Annotated in this window: 16 protein-coding genes and 1 pseudogene; 9 read left to right on the top strand and 8 right to left on the bottom strand. The window is 41.9% G+C overall.

Annotated features, from left to right (window positions below; all coding sequences use genetic code 11):
* Positions 1–101: 101 nt before the first annotated feature.
* Positions 102–1,583 (bottom strand): response regulator transcription factor, encoded by a 1,482-nt coding sequence (locus N6H06_RS04340; protein WP_062745912.1) that lies wholly within the window; start codon positions 1,581–1,583, stop codon positions 102–104.
* A gap of 263 nt (positions 1,584–1,846) precedes the next feature.
* Positions 1,847–3,109, bottom strand: a complete 1,263-nt coding sequence (locus tag N6H06_RS04335) for an MFS transporter (RefSeq protein ID WP_263705708.1) — start codon at positions 3,107–3,109, stop codon at positions 1,847–1,849.
* A gap of 317 nt (positions 3,110–3,426) precedes the next feature.
* Between N6H06_RS04335 and N6H06_RS04330 the strand changes: the two genes are divergently transcribed.
* The 7 genes from N6H06_RS04330 to N6H06_RS04300 all read left to right on the top strand — a co-directional run bounded on the left by N6H06_RS04330 (position 3,427) and on the right by N6H06_RS04300 (position 10,455).
* Positions 3,427–4,548 (top strand): sensor histidine kinase, encoded by a 1,122-nt coding sequence (locus tag N6H06_RS04330; protein ID WP_062745908.1) that lies wholly within the window; start codon positions 3,427–3,429, stop codon positions 4,546–4,548.
* The gene (locus N6H06_RS04325; RefSeq protein ID WP_263705707.1) at positions 4,545–5,150 is read left to right on the top strand and encodes a response regulator transcription factor; all 606 of its coding nucleotides are present in this window, start codon (positions 4,545–4,547) and stop codon (positions 5,148–5,150) included. Before N6H06_RS04330 ends, N6H06_RS04325 begins: the two co-directional genes overlap by 4 nt.
* Before the next feature lie 4 nt (positions 5,151–5,154).
* Positions 5,155–5,799: a hypothetical protein gene (locus N6H06_RS04320; RefSeq protein ID WP_062745904.1), complete on the top strand. Its 645-nt coding sequence runs from the start codon at positions 5,155–5,157 to the stop codon at positions 5,797–5,799.
* 207 nt (positions 5,800–6,006) lie between these two features.
* Positions 6,007–6,840 carry a PRD domain-containing protein gene (locus tag N6H06_RS04315; protein WP_263705706.1) on the top strand — a complete coding sequence of 278 codons (834 nt, stop codon included), beginning with the start codon at positions 6,007–6,009 and terminating at the stop codon, positions 6,838–6,840.
* Between the two features lie 237 nt (positions 6,841–7,077).
* A complete protein-coding gene (gene nagE, locus N6H06_RS04310; protein ID WP_212954287.1) occupies positions 7,078–8,538 on the top strand; it encodes an N-acetylglucosamine-specific PTS transporter subunit IIBC in 1,461 nt (486 codons plus the stop codon).
* Between the two features lie 241 nt (positions 8,539–8,779).
* Positions 8,780–9,700 carry a S66 peptidase family protein gene (locus N6H06_RS04305; protein WP_062745899.1) on the top strand — a complete coding sequence of 307 codons (921 nt, stop codon included), beginning with the start codon at positions 8,780–8,782 and terminating at the stop codon, positions 9,698–9,700.
* A 188-nt stretch (positions 9,701–9,888) separates the two neighbouring features.
* Positions 9,889–10,455, top strand: a complete 567-nt coding sequence (locus N6H06_RS04300; protein WP_263705705.1) for a YdhK family protein — start codon at positions 9,889–9,891, stop codon at positions 10,453–10,455.
* Between the two features lie 141 nt (positions 10,456–10,596).
* On the opposite strand, the gene N6H06_RS04295 is transcribed toward N6H06_RS04300, so the two are convergent.
* The 6 genes and pseudogenes from N6H06_RS04295 to N6H06_RS04270 form a co-directional block, all read right to left on the bottom strand.
* Complete coding sequence (locus N6H06_RS04295; RefSeq protein ID WP_062745896.1) at positions 10,597–10,911, bottom strand: hypothetical protein; 315 nt, start codon at positions 10,909–10,911, stop codon at positions 10,597–10,599.
* Positions 10,912–11,116: 205 nt separating this feature from the next.
* Positions 11,117–11,717 (bottom strand): annotated as a pseudogene (locus N6H06_RS04290) (class I SAM-dependent methyltransferase).
* Positions 11,718–11,975: 258 nt separating this feature from the next.
* On the bottom strand, positions 11,976–13,598 hold the full coding sequence (gene abc-f, locus N6H06_RS04285; protein ID WP_263705704.1) for a ribosomal protection-like ABC-F family protein: 1,623 nt from the start codon (positions 13,596–13,598) through the stop codon (positions 11,976–11,978).
* Between the two features lie 392 nt (positions 13,599–13,990).
* Entirely contained in the window at positions 13,991–15,484 is a 1,494-nt protein-coding gene (locus N6H06_RS04280) for a sulfatase-like hydrolase/transferase (RefSeq protein WP_082808212.1), read from the bottom strand.
* Positions 15,485–15,729: 245 nt separating this feature from the next.
* The gene (locus N6H06_RS04275) at positions 15,730–17,121 is read right to left on the bottom strand and encodes an MFS transporter (protein WP_212954290.1); all 1,392 of its coding nucleotides are present in this window, start codon (positions 17,119–17,121) and stop codon (positions 15,730–15,732) included.
* 36 nt (positions 17,122–17,157) lie between these two features.
* The gene (locus N6H06_RS04270; protein WP_263705703.1) at positions 17,158–18,936 is read right to left on the bottom strand and encodes a sulfatase; all 1,779 of its coding nucleotides are present in this window, start codon (positions 18,934–18,936) and stop codon (positions 17,158–17,160) included.
* A 357-nt stretch (positions 18,937–19,293) separates the two neighbouring features.
* Here N6H06_RS04270 and N6H06_RS04265 point away from each other — a divergent pair, with 357 nt between their 5' ends.
* Together N6H06_RS04265 and N6H06_RS04260 are read left to right on the top strand one after the other, a co-directional pair.
* Positions 19,294–20,340 carry a LacI family DNA-binding transcriptional regulator gene (locus tag N6H06_RS04265; RefSeq protein ID WP_212954291.1) on the top strand — a complete coding sequence of 349 codons (1,047 nt, stop codon included), beginning with the start codon at positions 19,294–19,296 and terminating at the stop codon, positions 20,338–20,340.
* A 59-nt stretch (positions 20,341–20,399) separates the two neighbouring features.
* Positions 20,400–21,371 (top strand): formylglycine-generating enzyme family protein, encoded by a 972-nt coding sequence (locus N6H06_RS04260; protein ID WP_263705702.1) that lies wholly within the window; start codon positions 20,400–20,402, stop codon positions 21,369–21,371.
* The last annotated feature ends 430 nt before the right edge of the window (positions 21,372–21,801 follow it).

The raw sequence follows: 21,801 nt of genomic DNA, 5'->3' as shown, positions 1-21,801 counted from the left end.
ATTTGCGCCTAGCTGATTTCGATTGGATTTTTGTTTAATATATTTGACTTTTCATTTATTTCTGTCCGAAAATTTTCCTTTCATTTATACTTTCTTTATGTTTATTCCTTTTCTTTAGTTAATTCTCGAATGCGGTACTGGTTCGGACTGTATGCAGTTTGTTTTTTGAATGCTTTTGAAAAATAGGCTGGGTTTGCATAGCCTACCCGTTCGGCTATCTCACCGATGGCGAGCATAGGGTCAGCAAGCAGCTCCTTGGCAGCGGCAATCCGAATGTCTTGGAGCGCATGGCGAAATGATTGTTTGAGCCGTATTGAAAACAACTGGCTTAAATACGAAGGATTTCTGCCGACATGCTCTGCTACACGTGTTAAATTAAGCTTAGGGTTTTGGTAATGCTTGTTCATATAGCGGAGCGCTTCATGGACAACGTCTGTTTTTTGGACCGTTTCCACGCGGCGCGTTTGCTCAAACAGAAATTGAATAAACAAAATGAGCTCCTGGACAATCCTTGCTAGAACTGGCATATTTAATACGCTATTAAACAGGTTGTAATAGGCGCGTTCCACGTCTTCTCCGGCCATTTTCCAATTACGCATATAGCGGCGCACTTGGGCAAGAATGCTTGTCAATTTAATCCGCAGCAGCCCAGGATCGGGCAAAGCGCCGCCAGCATAATAAAATTCCCCATATAGCCATTGCTTGAGGGAAGTGAGTTTATTGTCTCTCAACATTTCGATCCAAATCCGTTGTTCCTCTGGCGTCAAAAGTGGATCGATTCGTTTCCATGAGAACGCTTCCCCAGTCACGATCACTTGGTCAAAACCGATAAAAAATGCCCGCTGCAAATGGAGTAGCGCTCGCTGATAGGCCTCCTGCAAGGAACGGTTTTCCTTTTGGTCCAAAACAAAGACGGCTAAGCCATTGTCTTGGTCATCCCAACTATTAAGCAGCTTATGGCACAGTTTCTCCCGCCAAGGGTCACGATCAGGAAACACAAGCATAACAACGTCACTAAGCGGGAGAATAGCCGGTTTATCTGTAAATGGGAAAGCTTCGGCAAATTCAAGCAATTTTATGGTTTTGCCTTTCTCTTCATGTTGGATGAGCACCACATCTCCTGGGTACGAATCGGCACGGCCAGGCAAAAAAAGGTCACGGTACGATGGACAGGGCCACTTAGGCTCTTCTTTTTCGCCCTGGACAACAACAGGACGCTTTTCACGCAGTAGCTTGTGCAAATGCCGTAGTAGTTTCTCAGAATCAAGTGGTTTTATAAGCAAGTCGACACAGCCAAGTTCTAGCGCCTGCATTGCTTTTGCATACGTTGCTTCTGCAGAAACCGCCACAAGAGCAGGCGTAAAGATAGCTGCATAATGTTTTAGTTGTTCCCATTCACGCCCTTGAAACATATCCAATTCAAGGCAAATGACATCAGGACGTTCTGTTTCCATTTGTTCAAACAGTTCTTCAGGCGAACACGCAATTCCGGCACGCTCTACTTGCAAATGAGAAGAACGAATTAGCCACTCCATTCCATAGCACTCGCTTAAGTCACGGTCACACACAATAATACGCTTCATCTCAACACCACCCTTTGCTAATCGTTTATACTTACAGTTTAAAAGATTTCTCCTCTAAATGGAATGGAATTACATTTTCCCAACATAATATCGCTTATAAAAAATGAAAAAAACATAGTAACTTGTCCCCATTGTTATCAATCTACTACATTTGCCGTATTCGCCTAAACCAAACGCCAAAACCCAAAGAGAAGGGACTCTCCTTGGGCAGCAAAGCAATTCGTTTCCTTTTTCCTTTCTCCTGAATCACAACCATGTTTTTTCTACACCGATTGACTATGGGTTGGCTTGCGAACAAACAAAGAGGCCTTTTCAATGGCAGGAAGTTTTCGGAGTACTGGGTGAATCAACCAGCTGGTACTAAATAACAACATCGCTATTCCACAAAGCGCAACAGGCAAGACAGGGGTAAAGATAGAGCCAAGCGCTCCACCTATAAGGGAACCAAACGGCGTACCGACTGCTGCTGCACTGGATATGACTGTCACGACACGGCCAATCATTGCTTCTTCCACCTGTTGTTGAATGGAAGAAAAAAGGAGGATATTAAAAATGCCAATCGCGATACTGCCGATACAAAAGAAAGGCAAAGAAAAGTAAATGGGCAGAAAAGCAGTACCAAGCCAGGCGATACCAGTGCTAGAGAAACCAACGATCGTCAAAAGCCCGAAACGGCATTCTTTGACTTTCGGAGTAATCAGTGTGCCAATCATGACGCCAAGTGACAATCCAGCCAAATAAAACCCATAAATGGCTTCACTATTGCCTTTCATTAATGTAAATGCAGGCAAATTCGGAACCATCACGCCCATCGCCAAATTAATAAAGATAATCGATCCAATCATTTTTGGAATAAGCGATTGAGAAATATACGTCATCCCTGCCTTTAAATCTGTTTTGTAGGCGACCGCGCTTTGTTTCACGCCTTGTCTTTCTTGAGGGACAGTGTTTTGTCTAAAGCGGAATAGTGTGTACGTTAATGATGATAACAAATGGCAAACCGCTGTAATCAAAATTGCTTGAACAGGGCCAATGAAAGCAACAAGAACACCGGCGCCAGCAACAAAGGCGATATCCATTCCTTCCCTCACCGTTTGCAAGTACGCATTTGCTTTAATAATGTTTTCTTTACCGACAATAATCGGCATAATCGTCGATTCGATCGGGTATGTAAACTGGGCTAGCAAAGAAACCGCAAATAGCAGTGTGATCACATAATAAACGTTCAGGCCAATCGTTGCGTAAAAGAGTGGTAGTGTAAAAAGCAATGCTGACTTCAACACTTCGCATACAATTAAGCCTTTTTTGTACGTTACGTATCGAGCAAATGGTGCGATTAAGAAAGCCAATGCATTTGCCACTGTCACTGCGAAATACGCGAGACCTGAATAAAAGACATTTCCGCTCAAATAGAGGACAAGCAACATACCCGAAACCGCATAAACGCCTGCACCAATTCCATTAATAAACACGCCAGAAAGCAAAATCATAAAATTTCTTTCAAGTAAAAACGATCGTGTTTTCATTTCCGTCCCCTCTTCATCATGTTTTTTGTTCCTCTCATCCTTTGCCTATTGCATGCCTCACTGGAGTGTGGAGGTACAGGTTACGGTCAAGGCGTAGATCAAGTGAGCCTGCCCTTCTTCTAATCGCGCAACCGCTCTTTCTTTACGTTCTATCATACAATTTAAAAATTTAAATCGCAATATTTTTTTAAATCGATTTGCATATGACACCTGTCACAAAAAAACAATGACATCTATGAATAGCACTCTATCGGGTTATCGCTTAATCTATAAAGGCGCTATAATAAAAGGGATCGCCTATAAAGGAGCGCCTCCCTATGATTCAACTTTATCCACGGGAACAAATGAAACGCTATCTTTTCTTTGATATTTTCGTATTTACTTTTTTATTCTTTAATTTGTTAACAATAGAAAGCGAACTGCCGTTGTCGCTACGCTTGTTTTGTTTTACGGCTATTTTAGCAGCTTACTACGTCGCACTTTGGTGGAAAGATTGGCGCTTTGTCGCTGCTTGTGCCATCGGCATTTGCCTTTTCGCATTCGTCGCCGTGCATATCGATCATAGCTTATTGATTTATCTTTTTCTTTTTAGCGATGTAAGCGGTAGAGTCCGCTTTTGGCCTTACTTGTGCTTGTCGATGTTGTTTTTAGTATCCAGTTATGTGCTAGTCTTTACGGTTACGACAGGCGAGCCGCTTTCGTTTTTGACGACTGTTTACGCGCCGTTTTTATTCTTACAACTCATTTTGCCAGTTACGATTCGCTATATGAAACGAGCACACAGTCTCGAACGGGACCTCGCTAGTGCCGAATCGGAACTTGCTGCTTTTGCGAAAGAAGAAGAACGAAACCGGATTGCTAGGGATTTGCACGATACGCTAGGCCATACACTTGCCGTCATCAAATTTAAAAGCGAACTGGCGATTCGATTAGCAGACAGCAACCCTGTAGCAGCCAAACAAGAAATGGGCGATGTCCTTGAAACGGCGCGTTCCGCTGCCAAGCAAGTTCGCGAGGTGGTGGCTGGTTTAAAGCATATCGAAATCAAGCCTGAAATCGACCATGCGAAGACGTTGTTTAAAGGAACGTTCACCGCCTTTTCTGTCCGCGGGGAAGCAGAAATCCCCATCCTTACGGAAGTCGTTGAAACAATGGTGGCGTTGTCGATTCGCGAAGCGCTTGTAAACTGTTACAAACATAGCCGCGCTGATTTAGTGGAATTGGCGTTTTTCCATACAGACAACGAGCTTATTTGCCATATTCGCGATGATGGCGTGGGGATCGAATCACCCGACATAAAACAGGGCGACGGCATTGCTTCAATGAAAGAACGTATGCGCCTTGTTGGCGGCACATGTACATGGAAAAGCGGCATCGATTCAGGGACGACGGTTACGTTAGCCGTCCCAACTGTACTCGTAAAAGGAGAAGGAAAATGATTCAAATTTTAATTGCTGAAGATCAAACAATTTTGCGCAATGCGCTTGAGTCACTGCTTAACTTAGAAGAAGACATCCATGTTGCCGGAGCGGTTTCCAGCGGCGCCTCAGTCCGCTCGTTTCCCGACCTTGAGGAACTAGATTTGCTCCTTATGGATATTGAAATGCCTGATGAAACAGGGCTCGAGACAGCTAAATACGTGAAACACCATGGTTTCAAAGGGAAAATTGCACTGTTAACGACCTTTTCGCGACCAGGCTATATTGAACAAGCGATGAAACTTGGCGTGGACGGCTATTTGCTTAAAGATGACCCGATTGACCAATTGATTGTAGCGATCCGCCGCATTGTAGCTGGCGAAAATGTCATCTCTCCGGCACTTAGCAACATGTTGTTTCGTTTGCAGCCCAACCCACTAAATGACCGTGAACAAGAAATGCTCCGGCGAGTGCGCAATGGCGAAAGCACAGAAACGATCGCCTCTGCCATGCACCTTTCCATTGGAACCGTCCGCAACTATTTATCATCTGCGATGCAAAAACTCGAAACGACTAACCGCCACGACGCATTGCGGATCGCAGAAGAGAAAGGATGGATGTAAGAGCATGAATGGAATTGTCGAATTTGCCGCACCGCTTTTTATTGCGATGGAACTTGCATCGCTCGTTTGCTTGCTTTTGTTTGGCGTGGCTCGTTACGGTCTTGATAAACGGGGTACCAGTATTGTCTTTATTTTTTTGTTTGTCGGCATCAATGCATTGGAAGCCGGGCTTGGCTGGCTATTGTACAAGGAAACTGGCGAATTATCAACATTGCAAATCATCATTACGGTCTTTGTCCTGTACGCTGTCACATTTGGCATCCAAGACTTTAAAAAGCTTGACCGTTGGATGAAAGAAAAAATAGGCCGTTTACGGGGCATTGATTTGCTTACGGACAAAGATCGAGAGCAAATCGCAAAACAAAAGGACCCAAGTTATCAAGCTCGTATGTACCGCCGATCCTCCTTTGCCCATTTGTTGGTGTTTCTCATCGCACAAACGGTGTTTTTCGCACTCGGCACGAACAATTGGAATGACGCGCTTTCTTATTTACGGGACTTGTCATGGCTAGGCAGCGAATCGTACAATCCAGCTAACAGCCCTTATCCAAATGAAACGATCCACTCGATTTCAATGCTTTGGGGTCTGATTTTCTTCATCGACACGATTTATTCATGGTCCTATACATTTTGGCCGAAACGTTCCTAGCTAGCCATTATTTTCGCGGCCTGTACCACAATAGTGGCGGCGACTTTAAGAAATGCCGTCCATTTGTGCTACGTCAAGCATTCATTTCCACTTCTCGCTATTTACGGAAATGCTTTCATGTACTATAATACGTACAAACAAGGTCGTACGTGTTACTGATCCGATCAGGCATCAGCTATGGCCGCTCTGATGGCTAGGAGGCATCGCATGAACCTCATCAAATCGTTTAATAACAATATTGCTTTGGTGGAGGATGCTGCTGGCTTAGAATGGGTTGTCATTGGAACAGGCATCGGCTTTAACCGCAAAAAAGGCGATGCGATTGATGAAACATTGGTCACTAAAAAATATTCGGCTGAAGGCTCTAGCACTCACCCCTTTTCAGAGTTAATTGACAACATCCCCGTTGCCGTTTTCAAAGTGGCAGCGGCCATGATCCGCAAAGCAGAAACGATTATTGACGTCCAGTTAAGCGACCATTTGTTTTTAGCGCTGGCCGACCATCTCAATTACGCGATTCAGCGAACGTTAGATGGCATCGATTACCCCCATTCACATCCATGGGAGCTTGATCGCCTTTACCCAAAAGAGCATAAGGCTGCAAAAGAAGCGGTTCGGATTGTCTTTGACGAATTAGATGTGCTATTGCCGAAAAGCGAAGAGGCGTTTTTAACGTACCATTTTGTGAATGCCCAAGGGCAACAACGGCACATGAAAGAAACGGTAAAAATGACAGAAGTAATTAACCGGATTGTCAAAATCATTGAGTTCGATTACGAGCTCCAGCTAAATGAAGATTCATTTGATTACTTGCGGCTGCTCACGCATTTACGGTACTTTGTTTTACGCCAGCTTCACCAAGAGAAGGTCGAATACAAGCAGTTTGACCCTGAATTAATTGAACTTATCCAAGGAACGTACAAAAAAGCCTATCAATGTGCAACAAAAATTGGCCGTATCCTTCATAAGCAGTATGGCTGGGAACTCTCCTCTAATGAAGAGCTCTATTTAACGTTGCATATTTGGCGTTTGCTTTATTAAACGAACGTAATAGACAATTGGCGTGTTACTGGGAAAAACCAGGCATAATCCAAATGGCAGCATATTTATGCTGCTGTTTGGATTTTTTTATGGAGATCATTCCATTCATGCTGGCAGGGGGCGTTAAGTCATTACGATTCCATGAGATACCTCCGCCATTTATGTTTTCCTTATTGCCATCAGTATGTTGAAAAGTCTTTTATATCAAACACTACTTTAAAAAAGGATGGATGGTTGATGATGAATTACTTACAGCGCATCGGGCGCTCATTGATGTTGCCAGTTGCCGTGTTGCCTGCAGCTGCAATATTAATGGGAATCGGCTATTGGATGGACCCGAGCGGTTGGGGAGAAGGCAATCCCGTCGCTGCCTTTTTAATCGCAGCAGGCGAATCTCTTGTTAGCGGGCCGAGCATGGGCCTTTTGTTTGCGATCGGTGTTGCCTTAGGCATGGCTAAGGAGCGTGACGGATCAGCTGCACTAAGCGGGCTCGTTGCTTTTCTCGTTGTGACCCATTTGTTGTCTACCGATTCAGTTGCCTTGCTGACAGGCACGGCCGCAGAAAATGTCAATGCTGCGTTTGGGTCGATTCAGACGCAATTTATTGGAATTTTATCCGGTATTGTTGCTGCTATGATGTATAACCGTTTCAGCCATGTCCAACTTCCGGCCGCATTTGCTTTTTTCAGCGGAAAACGGCTCGTGCCTATTATGACGGCAGCTTCGATGTTGCTCATTTCCGCCCTTCTTTTTATCGTTTGGCCATTTGTTTACTCAGGCCTTGTCACATTTGGCACGTGGATTAGCAACTTGCACTATGTAGGCGCTGGTTTATATGGATTTTTTAATCGCCTTCTCATTCCAACTGGTCTTCACCACGCGCTAAATTCGGTCTTTTGGTTTGACGTTGCTGGCATCAATGACATTGCGAATTTCTGGTCTGGAAGCGGTGAAAAAGGCATTACGGGCATGTACCAAGCTGGCTTTTTTCCAGTCATGATGTTTGGCCTTCCAGCCGCGGCGCTAGCGATGTACCATACGGCGAAAACGAAACGCAAAAAACAAACAGCGTCGTTGCTACTCGCTGCTGGATTTGCTTCGTTTTTCACAGGCGTGACCGAGCCATTTGAATTTGCGTTTATGTTTGTAGCGCCTGTTCTTTATGTAATCCATGCGGTGCTTACCGGCTTGTCGTTGGCCATTGCCGCCTATTTTCAGTGGACAGCTGGATTCGGCTTTAGCGCCGGACTGATTGACTTTATTTTAAGCTCAAGGCTGCCGCTAGCGAACCAGCCATGGATGCTGCTTGTGCAAGGGCTTGGCTTTGCCGTCGTTTATTACGCGCTATTCCGCTTTACGATTGTTAAATTTAACTTGATGACCCCTGGGCGCGAAGAGGAGGACGATGAAGAAAAAGTGCCAGAGGCCGGCGAACACGCTCAAGACGGGAGCAAGTATACAGCGATGGCGGCCATGATCTATGATGGACTAGGCGGTGATCGTAATGTCGTCTCAATGGAGAACTGTGTCACGCGCTTGCGTGTCGAAGTCAAAAACATGGATGTAGTTGACCAAGCAAAAATTAAACGTACCGGCATTCCTGGCATTAATGTCGTATCCAACCATAATATTCAAGTCGTTATTGGCCCACAAGTTCAATTTGTCGCTGACGAAATCGAGAAAATCCGCAACCGTTAAAAACGGACTCAGACTAAAGAGAACCTGTTTTGGTCAAAGGAAGTTCTTGAGCAACAGTTGCAAAGCACGAACGAGACAAACGATGACGTATGCGAGCGTGTGTTTACAGTCTAAGCCCTGCACCAACAAGTGTGCAGGGCTTTTGCTATGCCTGGATTCAACTATCATGATTTGCTGTTCTTTGTGCAGGCCTCTTCCACATATACATGCAAAAGCAAAGACGCCGCAAAGGAGGTATACAATGGCCCAAAAACCACCGCGTTTACAGCAAGGGGATGCCGTTGGTATCGTCACCCTTGGTAGCCCCCGCTCTGCTGATGCGATAAATGCGAATGTTGCTTATTTAAGGGGGCTCGGCTTCGAGCCTGTGCTCGGCGAACATGTCTATGCCCGTACCGGATTTTTAGCTGGCCCGCCACAAGACCGCGCCAGTGATTTTATGGCGATGATCGAAGACCCTTCGATTAAATGGATTTTGCCGACACGAGGCGGCGTAGGAGTTGCTGGCATTTTTCCATACCTTGATTTTGAAACCATCCGTGCCAACCCAAAAATCATTTCTGGCTATAGCGACATTACGATTTTATTAAATGTGCTTTACCAGGAAGCAGACTTGATTGGCTTTCATAGTTTGCTTTTGCTTGATTTTCACAACGGCACGCCTGACTACAATTTCAACCAGTTCTTCTCATCAACGATGATGCCATCAAGCCCGCGCCTTCTAGAAAACCCACCTGGCTTCCCGCTTAACGGCCTCGTTAATGGCAGAGGAAGAGGCCCGCTTGTTGGTGGCAACCTCACCTCTTTTGTTGACAGCCTTGGCACACCTTATGAAATTGATACAGCCGGAAAAGTCATTTTTTTAGAAGATACGCATGAACCAGTCAATACTGTCTACCGCTATTTGGCACACCTTGAGGCGGCTGGCAAATTTGCTGATTGCGAAGCGATTATTATGGGCACATGCACAAGCTGTCCGATCGCCTACAACACAAGCTATGACGATTTGATTTCCGGTTTTCTTGTGCCTTTAGGCAAACCACTCGTCACGAATCTCCAATCAGGACACGGTTACTACAAAGCCAGTGTGCCAATCGGAGCGGAAGTGGAAGTAGACGGAACAAACGGGCGGATTACGATTTTGGAAAATACAGTGAGTTAAGCTGTCCCCAAGTCAACGAATTGTCTGTAGGAAGCTTTTGCCTCAAAATAGGGCGAGCTTCTTTTTTCATTTTCTTCGTTCGTTATACGTTCAACTGCTTTCTCTAGCAAGAACAGCCTGTCTCTAGTGGTTTTAAAAATACCCTATAAGGGTACGATGTAAAAGAAAAATGAACAGGAGGCGTTTTAATGAAGCAACGGTTATTGGTAACAAGTACTGTATTGGCCTTTAGTTTAGCAGGTTGCGGAACCGACTCGGACAACTTAGAACCGGCCGAACAACCAGCTCATGAAGAGACAGGCGATCACAACAGCGAGCACCACCATGGAAACCATTCAAGTTCTGGTGAAGTGCCTGACAATTTAAAGGTGGCAGACAACCCTTCCTATCCAGTCGGGAGCAAAGCAATGATGGAAGCCAACCATATGCCAGGAATGAAAGGCACGGAAGCGACCATTGTCGGTGCCTATAAAACAACGGCTTACGCTGTATCGTATACGCCGACGACGGGGGAAGCGCCTGTTGAAAACCACAAATGGGTTATACATGAAGAGTTGCAAGGTCATGAAGATCAGGCTTATGCTCCTGGCGACACGGTTGTAATAAACGCCGATCATATGGAAGGGATGGACGGAGCCGAAGCAGTCATTGATTCAAGTGAGCAGACAACTGTGTATATGGTTGATTTTGAGATAGATGGCGAAACAGTCCAAAACCATAAATGGGTAACAGAAGAAGAATTGCGGTCACCGTAATCGCCTATCAACCCACAACCATAGCCCAATTGCTGCTTGGCAAGGGCTGTGGTGGCTCAAGACCTGGATGCCCTCCCCCTAACTAAATGAGGGGAATCGACTCTTGGTTCCTACGTACGAATAAATTGTGTAGAAAGGCGCTTATCCCCTCTTTGGTGGAAAGACGCCATTCGTGATCTTTTTAAGTACTTTTTCTAGGAAAAACATGCAAACAAACAATACAATAATGAGAAACCCAAAACGAGCAGCTAGCTTTAGCAGCTCATTGGCAATCGGCTCCGTTAATGGCTGCACCACATAATAGAGCGCCGCCACAATGATGGCGATCGCAGCGCCATACGAAACGAAAACACCGGCAGTTTGCCCAATTGAAAGCTGTTTGAACGTTTCTTTGTTTTTCTGATAGGCATACCACAAAACGGCGATCAATACGAGCAGAAGCACAAAAGAATACATCAGTTTGTCCCGCCTTACAGATAAAATAAGCACACCACGAGTAGTTAGGATCGTGGGCACTTATCACGTATTGTAGCATAGTTTTTGCCGCCCGCCATCTTTATACATCGGCTAGGCTCCTCTTGGCTGAAGTTCGCTAACGAGCGAACGTTGCTGAAACGGCGATGAAAAACCACTATATTTCGGTTGAAGAGCACTTTCCACATCATCCATCTATAATGAAAGGCCGTAGATTCCCGGCCTTAACGTCTATTGGTTTCTTCGCGTCAACGATAAGAGAAACAAAACGAAGAGCTCCCTGTTGGTTTCGATGATCAAAGCGTTTTGAGCGATCAATAAACCCTTGCTGTTCATTCCAATCATTGTAATGAAATTGACCGTTTTCATCGCAATACTCTAAAAGAGAAACAACGAAGCCCTCCTCTTCAAACATGGCGGTAATCGTTTTATATGTATGGATAATTTTATGGCTTGCTGCAGGATGGTCTATAGGTCCTGGCCCTCCCACTCGTACATTTAACTGGTAATTTTCATTAGGAAAAGAACGATCGGGGACAGCACAACGAACATACCCTCCAGGCATTAAAAATTCAAAGCAAGTCCTTGCAGCTTGAACTCCTTCTTCATACGTTAATGTTCCCATACATGTTCAGCAAAAATCGCGCTTATCAACGGCGTTCAAACTTTTTTTCCCAATCAACTCGTCTTAATAAACTCAATTCTACTTCTTGAGTTTGCAACCATGTTGGGTTGTTGTTGTAATCCCCTGCACCAATCACCAGTTTAATATGCTCTTGTGCCATCATTAAACGAACTCTCCGTTCTATATGATTTTTCCCCTAATAGGTTATCAACTAATCAATTTCATTATAAATCCGCACGTTCACTTATTCAATCATTGATCTTCCCTAGCATCCTATCAACGATTTAACGGAAGGGGATTTTAGACTATACATAAAACCGGGTAAACCGTTCATTGGTTCACCCAGTTTCGATGCTTTCCCGTATTTTTGTTTAACTGTTTTATCCTTTTATTTACCGGTTTTGAGTCAACTTGCGATCCCTCACTGCAAAAGCCGCTTTTTTTCAGCAAGCAACTGCTGAAAGGTTTGGTCCAATTCTTGCTTTTCGTGTTCATCGACTGCTGTGGAAAGGCGGCCGAGCGTTTCCGACAGTTTCAGTTCAACTGCCAATAAGGCCGCTTTTACTTCTTCAGCACCGTCTCGTTTTTGCTCTTTTTTATCAGGCGCAACCATTGTTACGGTCGGTTCCTCGTCAGCGAAGGAAAGGATATGGGTTGCAAGGTCATCAATCAATGCTCGTTCGTGCGTAACAAAGCAAATCGTCCCAGGGTAGGCCTTCAGCACTTCTAACAGTGAGTCCTTCGTCGCGATATCCAAGTAGTTCGTTGGTTCATCAAGGACAAGGACATTGCAATTTGAAAGGAAGACTTTGGCAAGGGAAGCCCTTACTCGCTCACCGCCGCTCAACACAGCCGCTTTCTTATCGACTTCGTTCCGGGAAAATGCCAACCTTGACAAGACTGTGCGAATAAATGTTTGTGTATACGGGCTGTCTTCGATCATATTTTCTAAAACGGTTTTTCCTTCGAGCAAGTTTTCTTGCTGCTGTTGAAAAAATCCGATCTTAGCTGGTGCTGCTACATGCAAGCCGCCGCTGCGGTCAACAATTTGCCGAGCAAGCGTTGTTTTTCCCGAACCGTTTGGGCCAATAATCGCCAACCTAGCCCCTGTCGGCACTTCCCCATGAACCTTCGTTTTTAGAATGTTGGCACCGATTTGTACAGCGCAGCCTTGAAATTGGACCGCTCGTTTGCTATGAAGAATAGGAAATTGCGCCATATCAAAACGAATCGGCTCAACCTCCTTCGGCTTTTCTTTCACTTCGAGCTGCTCCATTCTCGTCCGCATTGCTTCAGCAGCGCGGTTTAGCTTTGCTTTCTGAACACCTGAACTCCGTTTGTGCAGCCGTGCTTCTGAATTGCCCATTCTGCTTGGTGCTTTCTTAATTTTCGCCGACTTTGCTTGGATCTGTTTGGCCGCCTGTTCTAGCCTGTTCTTTTCTTGGACAAACGCTTCGTACTCTTTATGGGCTTTTTGGTTATTGGCCTGCTTTTGCTTGAGATAATGATCGTAATTTCCCTCATATATGGTGAGGCAGCCATCTTCCAGTTCCCAAATGGCCGTGCACACTTTATTAACCAATACTTTATCATGGGAAGTTAACAGCACGGCTCCTTTAAAAGCAGTTAGCTCTTTTTCTAGTTGCTCCATTCCATCGATGTCCAAATGGCTCGTTGGCTCATCAGCAATAAAAATATGCGGATTGGATGCTAAAGCAGCCGCAATTTTTTTGCGTGTTTGTTCCCCGCCGCTCATTGTTTGTACGCTTCCATCTGGGACATGCCATTTGCTGGCCAACTCCCCTGCCACTGTCTGATTTTCGTCTTCTAGCTGGGGCACATAAGCGACTGAGCCGTATGTTTCAACAGTCGCCAAATCGGCTTTTTCCTCGCCGGCCAGTATGCGCAAAAGCGTCGACTTGCCTGCGCCATTGTTTCCGACAAGCCCGACCCGGTCGCCTTTATAAAGATAGAGCGCCTTAATATTCAACAGTTCCCGTGCACCAAAGCTTTTCTTAATCTCTTTTGCTTTCATTAACAACATAAAAAAACCCCCTCTATATGTTAGAGAGAGTCCGTCCGCAGGAATGTGCGCATACGACGACCCACTTTTGCCCATATACGGGCAGAAAAAATCGCAGTATACGTGCACCTCTATCAAAAAAGCAGACGAATCCCATCTCTAAACATAATTAATCGCCATATTCATGGAGCGGACAAAAACGCTCTTTCAATGGATGTTTAATTACTGTTTGTAGATAGAATTACTGCTTCATTGGCTGAGGTACCTTTTCCTTTCTTCGTATTTGACGTTATCATGGCATAAGAAAGCCAGGATGTCAACTGCTTACACGAAAATTAGCAAATCATTTGGCATTGCAGCCGTTAGCAAGATCGTTACGACTAGACTATATGAAGATTCTTTTTCTTTATTCCTTACTTTATTTCTCTGCTTGATCTCACATGGGGTACCACATCACATGTTTCTTGATAAAATGTCAACATTCTCTCCTTTAATTCAACTAGAACATTTGATAGAGATGGATCGTCTATTTTATTTGTTGTTTCTCCTGGATCTTGTTCAAGGTCGTATAGTTCATCCGTTTCATAGAACCTACGGACATATTTATATTTTTTCGTTCGAATCATTGTAGCCTTTGTGTGCTCTGGTCCTTCGCTTCGCTGCATCTCACCTCTTGGCCAATACAACATGGAAGGATCCTCATTGGCTGGTGCAGACTCATTGCAATGAAATTCACCTTGCAGACGTCCTCCTTCGCAAAATACAGCATCACGATGATCATCCGTCTCTCCAGAAATAATAGAATCCAATGGTTTTCCAAAGTGAGTATAATCTGGGGTAATTCCAGCATAGTGTTGAACTGTCGCAGTTAAATCAACTAGTTCTACAAGTGCATCACTTATTCTAGGTTTCACAGCGTTATTGGCCGGTGGTTTCACTATAAATGGGACCTTGGTTAAACAATCCTCAAACGTATTTTGTGCTTTTTCTACAAGTCCATAATCGCCTGCGAAATCTCCATGATCTGAGAAGAAGAACACAGCTGTATCATTATAGATTCCAGCTTCTTTTAGCGCTTCCATCAACAATCCAAACTGGAAGTCTACACGTGAACACATACCATAATACGTTGCACGAAGCTCTGTCCAACGTTCTTCCGTCCATTCCTGCATATTATACCGCTCACGTAAGCCAGAAAGCATAGATGGTTTGTTTTTAGAGAGTTTATTAACAGAAATTCGCTCTGGTAAACGAGACTTATCAATAAGATTGTACCATTCCTTCTCCACAGCATATGGTGGATGAGGATAGAGAATTGGCAAGTAAATGCATAACGGCTTATCTGTTGGTCTATTTTTAATTAATTCGATAGCTCCTAAAATGTTTGCCCAATCTGAATCATAATAGTAATCTTCATCACTTCTCTTTTTAAGCTCACCTACAAAAAATGAATAATAAGTGTCACTGCCTGGCTGACCTCTCCAATTATCTCCTTCACCATTAAAAGCCCCACCAAACATCGGCTTTGGCGTTTGTTTTGGTACATATTTAACATCACAATAATCTTCAAATCCATTTTCTGATGGGATGAGATCATTTTTTCCGCCCCACCAAACAAAATATCCATCATCCTTTAATTGCTTCAACAATACCGGCTCATCAGGACTCATCATATGATACATCGTTCGGTGACCTCTTACATGTGGGTACCATCCTGACATAAATGAACATCGACTTGGTGTACATACAGGGTTCTGACAAAATGCATTTCTAAAAGAAACGCCATCATCTGAAACAAACTTATCTAAATTTGGTGTAATGGCAGCTTTGTTTCCCATATGACCCATTACATCGCCTCTCCATTGGTCAGGATTAAATAATATAATATGAGGTCTTTTTTTCTTCACTTTAAAAATTCCTCCTCGTATATATTTTTTAAGTTGTGTTTAACGTAATTTCCTCGTCCTTTAAAATAATCTTTAGACTAGTAGCTCCTCGCTCGATCCATTAATTTTATAAAAATTCCCAAAAAGCACAGGCTAATTGCAACTAATTGCTCTAGCTAGTTCGTCTTGCGAAATAATGGGCACAATACTTCACACTTCATTCTGTGTTGATTTTATTGTACCTTTCTACTACTCTATATGGACCGTCAAATGATAGTTTGTCCTGCCGTGTCAATTTTTGAATTTTTTCTTTCTTTAAGTTCCTTAATAATTTGCTTATGCAATTTGTTATCAATATTATAAAACTTTAATGCGATAATAGAGAAGATATGTCCCGCAATTGGCATTATTGCGTAAATATAAACAATCATTTGCATAGTCTCTGGAGTTTGCGCTTGATTGGCAACATATCCTGATATCCCTAATAATACCCCTCCTAGTAATCCGCCTAAGGCGGATCCAAGTTTGTTAATGAAAGTAAGACTTGAGGTTACTACACCATCACCACGAACACCTGTTTTCCACTCGGCGTAATCCACACAATCAGGAAGCATCGCCCAAGCAATGTTGCCTGTAAAAGGTGTGAGTGCTGCTGTGGTTACTGCTGCTGCAAAGATTACCCACACGAATTCAAATGGGGTAAATAATATTGTTAGTGCAGGAATAATGGCAATCATACTTCCGTATAGGAAAACATTTCTTTTCCCTATTTTCTTAGACAGGACGGGTAATAAAATAAACGCTAGAATTGTAAATGGAATAGCTACTAAGCTCTGTAATGGGAATAAATCAGCTCTCCCTAAATTATAGGTGAAATAGTAAAGGGCAATTGCTCCTACAGAAGAACTGGCGATTAAATTCGTACACATCGCTATCATAATCATTAACAGTGGTCTATTTTTCCCAATTAAGAATAGCTGTTCTTTTAAGCTAAACTTACGTTTATTAATTCTGTCATCGTTTTTAACAATCACATCATGTCTCTTAGCACTACTAGCACAAATCCAGAAGCTAATTGTAAGTACAGTCCCTAGAATAATAGATGTTACTGTCCAACCTTGTTGTCCGCCGCCAAACATTGCAACCATTGGCAATACTAAAACATTGACAATGATATTAGCTGGGACCGACATAGCTGTTTTGGCAGTTGCAATAGTAGTTCTTTGGTCACTGTCTTCACTCAATATCGGTGTTAAGGAATGATAAGGTATATTTACCACTGTTGAGATTAAAGAATAAACAATATATATAATATAGATATATACAACTTGTAGACTATCAGAAACAGCAGGTACGTTAAACAAAGCTATTGTTATTAAACCTAGTAAAGGTGCCCCAAACATAACATATGGTCTAAACTTACCAAACTTTGTTTTAGTATGGTCAGCAATCATCCCCATTATAGGATCGGTTACTGCATCAATAATACGAGATACGAGAAACAACCCCCCTATAGCTATAGGGGATATCCCAACGACATCAGTTAAATAAAACATTAAGTAAGTCAACGTCAACAGAAAAGGTATATTGGAACCTAACCCCCCAAAGGCATATCTAAATATCTCACTTTTAGTCGATTTTCTAATATTTGCTCCCAAATAACTCACCCCATAATTAAATTTATAAAAAGGCTTCTAACTAGTACGACTCGCTAACTTTAAGAAATAAGATGCTTGTGCTTTCTTATCCTTTGAGATTGACATATCAATAAAATTATCTACCAAACTTGTATCGATTTTCGAGGTCTTAGACCCTACGACAAAGTCTTCAAACATATTTAATAGATGTTGTCGCTCATTCTCTGGAAAGATGTTAAGCAATGCCCTCATTTGATTTTTTGCCCCTCTATCCCAAGAATAATCCTTTAAAATACCTAACTGCTCTGCCTTTTTTATTTCCGCTTTCTGTTTAGTTAATTCTTCGACAGTCATCCTTCCATCTTTGGGGATTCCTAATCTTTCATATTGTTCATCAGGGGCTTCATTAGCTCTCATTAATTCCGCCATTTTTTTAATTAGTTGTAATTCTATTTCCAAATTATCCAGTTCCTCTTCCTGATCAGGATCATTAACTAGATCAAATAATTTAGATCCATATTGAAATGGGTTTACAAATCCACTTCCAGCTTCAATTTTCATTAACTGACACCCTTTAGTAAATGAAAATGGCTCATGAATGACTATGTTTTGTAATTCTCCACGATCAAAAAGCTGTCTCATATGGGTTGGCATTAATGTATATTCGAATAACGGTTTATTTTCTGGAGATACGGGACCTCTCATATAGACATAACGACCATCTGTTATATTGACATGCCCTCCATGGAAGCCAAATAAAGCGCTTTCCCGAATTGGCTGATCAGCTTTAATAACTTGTCTTAAAGGTTTTCCATCCATATTTTCTGGTAGTGTAACACCAAAGAATTCAAGTAGAGTAGGAGCTAAATCAACTGTTTGTACAATTGACTGTCTTCTTTCTCCTTTGTTACCTTCTCTAGGATCCCAAACGAATAGTGGTGTGTGAGCAATTTCATCATAAACTGGCATAACGCTCTTGGACCACCATCCATGCTCACCTAATAAAAATCCATGATCAGTATTAACAATTAACATCGTATCCTTCCACATATCGTACTTGTCCATCATATCCATTACTTTTCCTAAATAATTGTCACACATACTCAATAGTGCTGCATATTCATACTTACCATGTTCGACAACCTCATGAGACTCTTGAACAAAATAATAAGGTGGCCAATCAAAATGTTTACCATTGTACTCATGAGGATAAAGATCTTTATATTGTTGATAAGCAAAAAATGGCTCATGAGGATCAAATGTTTCTAGTTGTAGAAACCAATTGTCCTCGTCTTTATTTTTCTGGATAAAATCCATTCCTAAAGAGAAAGTAACAGCTTGTGGATGCTTTTCTTCTGTTTCAAAATAACTTCGATTAACAATATCTTGTTTAAACATAGTAGAACTAGAAAATGGTTCTGGTGTTTCAGTTTCTGGAATGTCCGGATCTTTCACATGACCTTTCCAAGGATCACCTTCTTGTCCACGAACTATTTCAAAGGAATTATATCTTGGGTGATAGGTGGCACCCCCGTCTTCCCAATAGTGCTGGTGATCCGTTACTAAATGTGTGTATACACCATTTTGTTTCAGCATTTCCGGCATCGAATTGTCGAATGGTTCGATCGGACCCCAGCTACGGTGTAAGAAGTTATAGCGACCAGTATGGAGTTCTCTTCTTGCTGGCATACATGGTAAGCTCCCTGCGTAACACTGGTCAAACGCAACTGTTTTCTCTCCTAATCGTTTGAAATTCGGTGCATGTGTCCAGTCACAACCATAGTTTGGCAGCATATGTCTGTTTAGTGAGTCAAACATAACCATAATTGCTCGCATATCTGCTCATCTCCTTTATTGATTTCCAATCCTAAAAATGGTTAAGTATATTTGCAGTTATATAAAAGCGCTTTTATAAATGTAAAAAATAAAAAACCAATCATTCACAGCAAATATGGAAGCGCTTTCAGTTATATGCTCAAATTTATCAGATTTTTAAAAACCACGCAACAACAATTAATTTATAGGGTATAACAAAACGTTATATCTATTCTTCTAGAAATTATGCTAATCAATTGACCATACTTAATATATTTGGTAAATTTTAAATATGAAAGTGCTTCCATATCTTTTTTCGACGAAAGGGACAATCGGATGTTTGCAAAAATAAAATTCATAATATTGTGGTGAACAACTATGAAAGCATCTATCTATGATGTAGCAAATTTAGCTGGGGTTTCCATCTCCACTGTTTCAAGAGTTTTAAATAAAAGTGGCTATGTAAGCAACAAAACGGAAAAGAAAGTATATGAGGCAGTTAATAAATTAAATTATATACCTAACGTTGTTGCGCAAAACTTAGCGAAAAGTGAAACAAAATTGATCGGATTGTATTTTCCCCCTTCACTTGACTCAACAGAAGTTCTATCAAGTACGTACATCCTTGAGTTCATAAAGGGAGTTAATGATATTTTGATACAAAAGGGCTATCATCTTCTTTTAATTAATGAACTGAATGATAGGGAACAAATTATATCTGATAAATGTAGGCCTCAGTATTATTCTTTTATTAAGCAAAACCGTATTGATGGGCTTATATTGGGAAGTGCACCGATAGCATGCTCTTCCTTATTAGAGCTGCTCAATCTCAAATTGCCATTGGCGTATATTGGTGAAAAATTGTTTCCTAATAATGGTCTTAATGTTTACGCTCAATTTAAGCAATATAATAAAGATATTTTGAATTATTTTTATAGTAGAGACCATCGGCATATAGCTGTTATTAGTTGGGAAGAAGAAAAATTAGATACTGTTATCCGTGAGTTCAAGGAAGATGTACAAAGTGAAGGGCTAAAAGTTAAGCATTACTTTGACCCCGATAACCTAGAATCATACCTTAACTTATTAAAGAAAATCTTTACTAGTGAGGATAAACCATCAGCATTATTAGTGCATGATTTATCTAAGGTCCAACAGACCATTAATTTTTTAAACAATATTCATTTGTCTGTTCCAGAAGATGTTTCAATCATGACGATCGAACATAAATATCGCGATGCTGAAAAATGTTTTCCCTCTGTGACAAGTGTGTATGTACCTGCTTATCAAATGGGCGCTGAAGCCGCTAAGATTCTATTTGCGTATTTACAAGAGTCACGAGACTATTCAAGAGAAATTATTGTTGATTCTAAGATCATAGAACGGAAGTCTGTTAAAAAAATGACTGAATTGAGTAATAGTTAATGATTAATAACTATAATGACTCAGTCCTGTAACAAGAAATTTAATAAGGATGTGAGGAAATGAACACCGAACAAAAAATGTCGTGTTGTTCAATAAAAAGAGGAGAAACTCTTAAAGATAAAGGAATTGTAACACAACAAAATCCAGAAATTACATCATCAAACGAAATTCTATTCAAAGACAAAATGGTATATCTTCCAGGTGGGGAATTTTTAATGGGGACAAATGAAAAAGAAGGTTTTCCAGCTGATGGTGAAGGGCCAGTTCGAAAAATAAAAGTAGATCCTTTCTTAATTGACCAGTATACTGTCACAAATGCTGAATATAGGGAATTTGTCCAAGCTACTGGATATGTAACAGAATCAGAGAAATTTGGCTGGTCTTATGTGTTTCACAACTTCTTACCTCCACAGGTGTTAGCTCGGGTAAATCGAGTTGTTTCGACCCCATGGTGGTGTGCAGTCGACGGTGCTTTTTGGTACCAACCGGAAGGTCCAGGTTCGACAATTGATGACCGTATGGATCATCCAGTTGTTCACGTAACGTGGAATGATGCCCTAGCCTTTTGTAAATGGGTAGGCAAGAGATTGCCAACTGAAGCTGAATGGGAATATGCTGCACGCGGAGGCCATGAGCAAAAAAGATACCCATGGGGTGATGAATTGACTCCTAATGGTGAGCACTACTGCAATATTTGGCAAGGAAAATTCCCTGATAAAAATACCAATGAGGATGGTTTTAAGGGAACAGCTCCAGCAAAGTCCTTCCCAGAAAATGGATTCGGTCTATATAATTTGTCAGGAAATGTATGGGAATGGTGTTCCGATTGGTTTAGCAGAAGTATCCACAGTCGAGGGGGACGTGAAAATCCTCAAGGACCGCTAAAGGGCAAAACAAAGATTATGCGTGGTGGCTCTTATTTATGTCATGTTTCTTATTGTAATCGTTACCGAGTTGCAGCTCGAACTTCAAATACTCCTGATAGTTCATCAGGGCATTTAGGCTTTCGTTGTGTAGCCGATGTTGAATAATTATATGATTAGAATCTACAATCCCTTCTCCTCAAGAATTATTGTAGGTTCTTTTTTATAAAAGACCAGTATTTAATTCATTTGTAACAGGAAATAACCCTCCTCAAGTTTTGAGAAAAGCCATTTCCTTTACTGTATAATTGATTCTTCGTAGAAGATCAGTTACTAACTAAAGGACGGTCCACCTAGTACTTTCCCATCTTCTGCCAACGGTACTTCCCCTAACAAGAGCAGATCATTAGTATCTTTCATCCATGTCTCTAAACGCTTCAAAAGTTCCACTTTTATTGTTTTATAGTTTTGATAGGTAAACGTCTAATTTTTGCAAACCACATTCATAGCTTTGAACAGCTGATCATCTGGGCAGCAGAACGATACCATAAGAAGATAGAAAAGATGCCCTCATTTTTGGAGAATACACGAAAATAAG

This window comes from Shouchella tritolerans (genome assembly GCF_025770735.1).
Taxonomy (GTDB): Bacteria; Bacillota; Bacilli; order Bacillales; family Bacillaceae_D; genus Shouchella; species Shouchella tritolerans.
The sequence above is the reverse complement of the archived record's forward strand: the minus strand, read 5'-3'. Positions and strand labels throughout refer to the sequence as shown.

Excerpts from the sequence above, each read along its gene's own strand:
- N6H06_RS04320 (WP_062745904.1), top strand. The coding sequence starts at position 5,155 with ATGAATGGAATTGTCGAATTTGCCGCACCGCTTTTTATTGCGATGGAA.
- N6H06_RS04340 (WP_062745912.1), bottom strand. The coding sequence starts at position 1,583 with ATGAAGCGTATTATTGTGTGTGACCGTGACTTAAGCGAGTGCTATGGA.
- N6H06_RS04335 (WP_263705708.1), bottom strand. The coding sequence starts at position 3,109 with ATGAAAACACGATCGTTTTTACTTGAAAGAAATTTTATGATTTTGCTT.
- N6H06_RS04260 (WP_263705702.1), top strand. The coding sequence starts at position 20,400 with ATGAACACCGAACAAAAAATGTCGTGTTGTTCAATAAAAAGAGGAGAA.
- N6H06_RS04270 (WP_263705703.1), bottom strand. The coding sequence starts at position 18,936 with ATGCGAGCAATTATGGTTATGTTTGACTCACTAAACAGACATATGCTG.
- N6H06_RS04330 (WP_062745908.1), top strand. The coding sequence starts at position 3,427 with ATGATTCAACTTTATCCACGGGAACAAATGAAACGCTATCTTTTCTTT.
- N6H06_RS04295 (WP_062745896.1), bottom strand. The coding sequence starts at position 10,911 with ATGTATTCTTTTGTGCTTCTGCTCGTATTGATCGCCGTTTTGTGGTAT.
- N6H06_RS04325 (WP_263705707.1), top strand. The coding sequence starts at position 4,545 with ATGATTCAAATTTTAATTGCTGAAGATCAAACAATTTTGCGCAATGCG.
- abc-f (WP_263705704.1), bottom strand. The coding sequence starts at position 13,598 with ATGTTGTTAATGAAAGCAAAAGAGATTAAGAAAAGCTTTGGTGCACGG.
- N6H06_RS04315 (WP_263705706.1), top strand. The coding sequence starts at position 6,007 with ATGAACCTCATCAAATCGTTTAATAACAATATTGCTTTGGTGGAGGAT.
- N6H06_RS04300 (WP_263705705.1), top strand. The coding sequence starts at position 9,889 with ATGAAGCAACGGTTATTGGTAACAAGTACTGTATTGGCCTTTAGTTTA.
- nagE (WP_212954287.1), top strand. The coding sequence starts at position 7,078 with ATGATGAATTACTTACAGCGCATCGGGCGCTCATTGATGTTGCCAGTT.
- N6H06_RS04305 (WP_062745899.1), top strand. The coding sequence starts at position 8,780 with ATGGCCCAAAAACCACCGCGTTTACAGCAAGGGGATGCCGTTGGTATC.
- N6H06_RS04265 (WP_212954291.1), top strand. The coding sequence starts at position 19,294 with ATGAAAGCATCTATCTATGATGTAGCAAATTTAGCTGGGGTTTCCATC.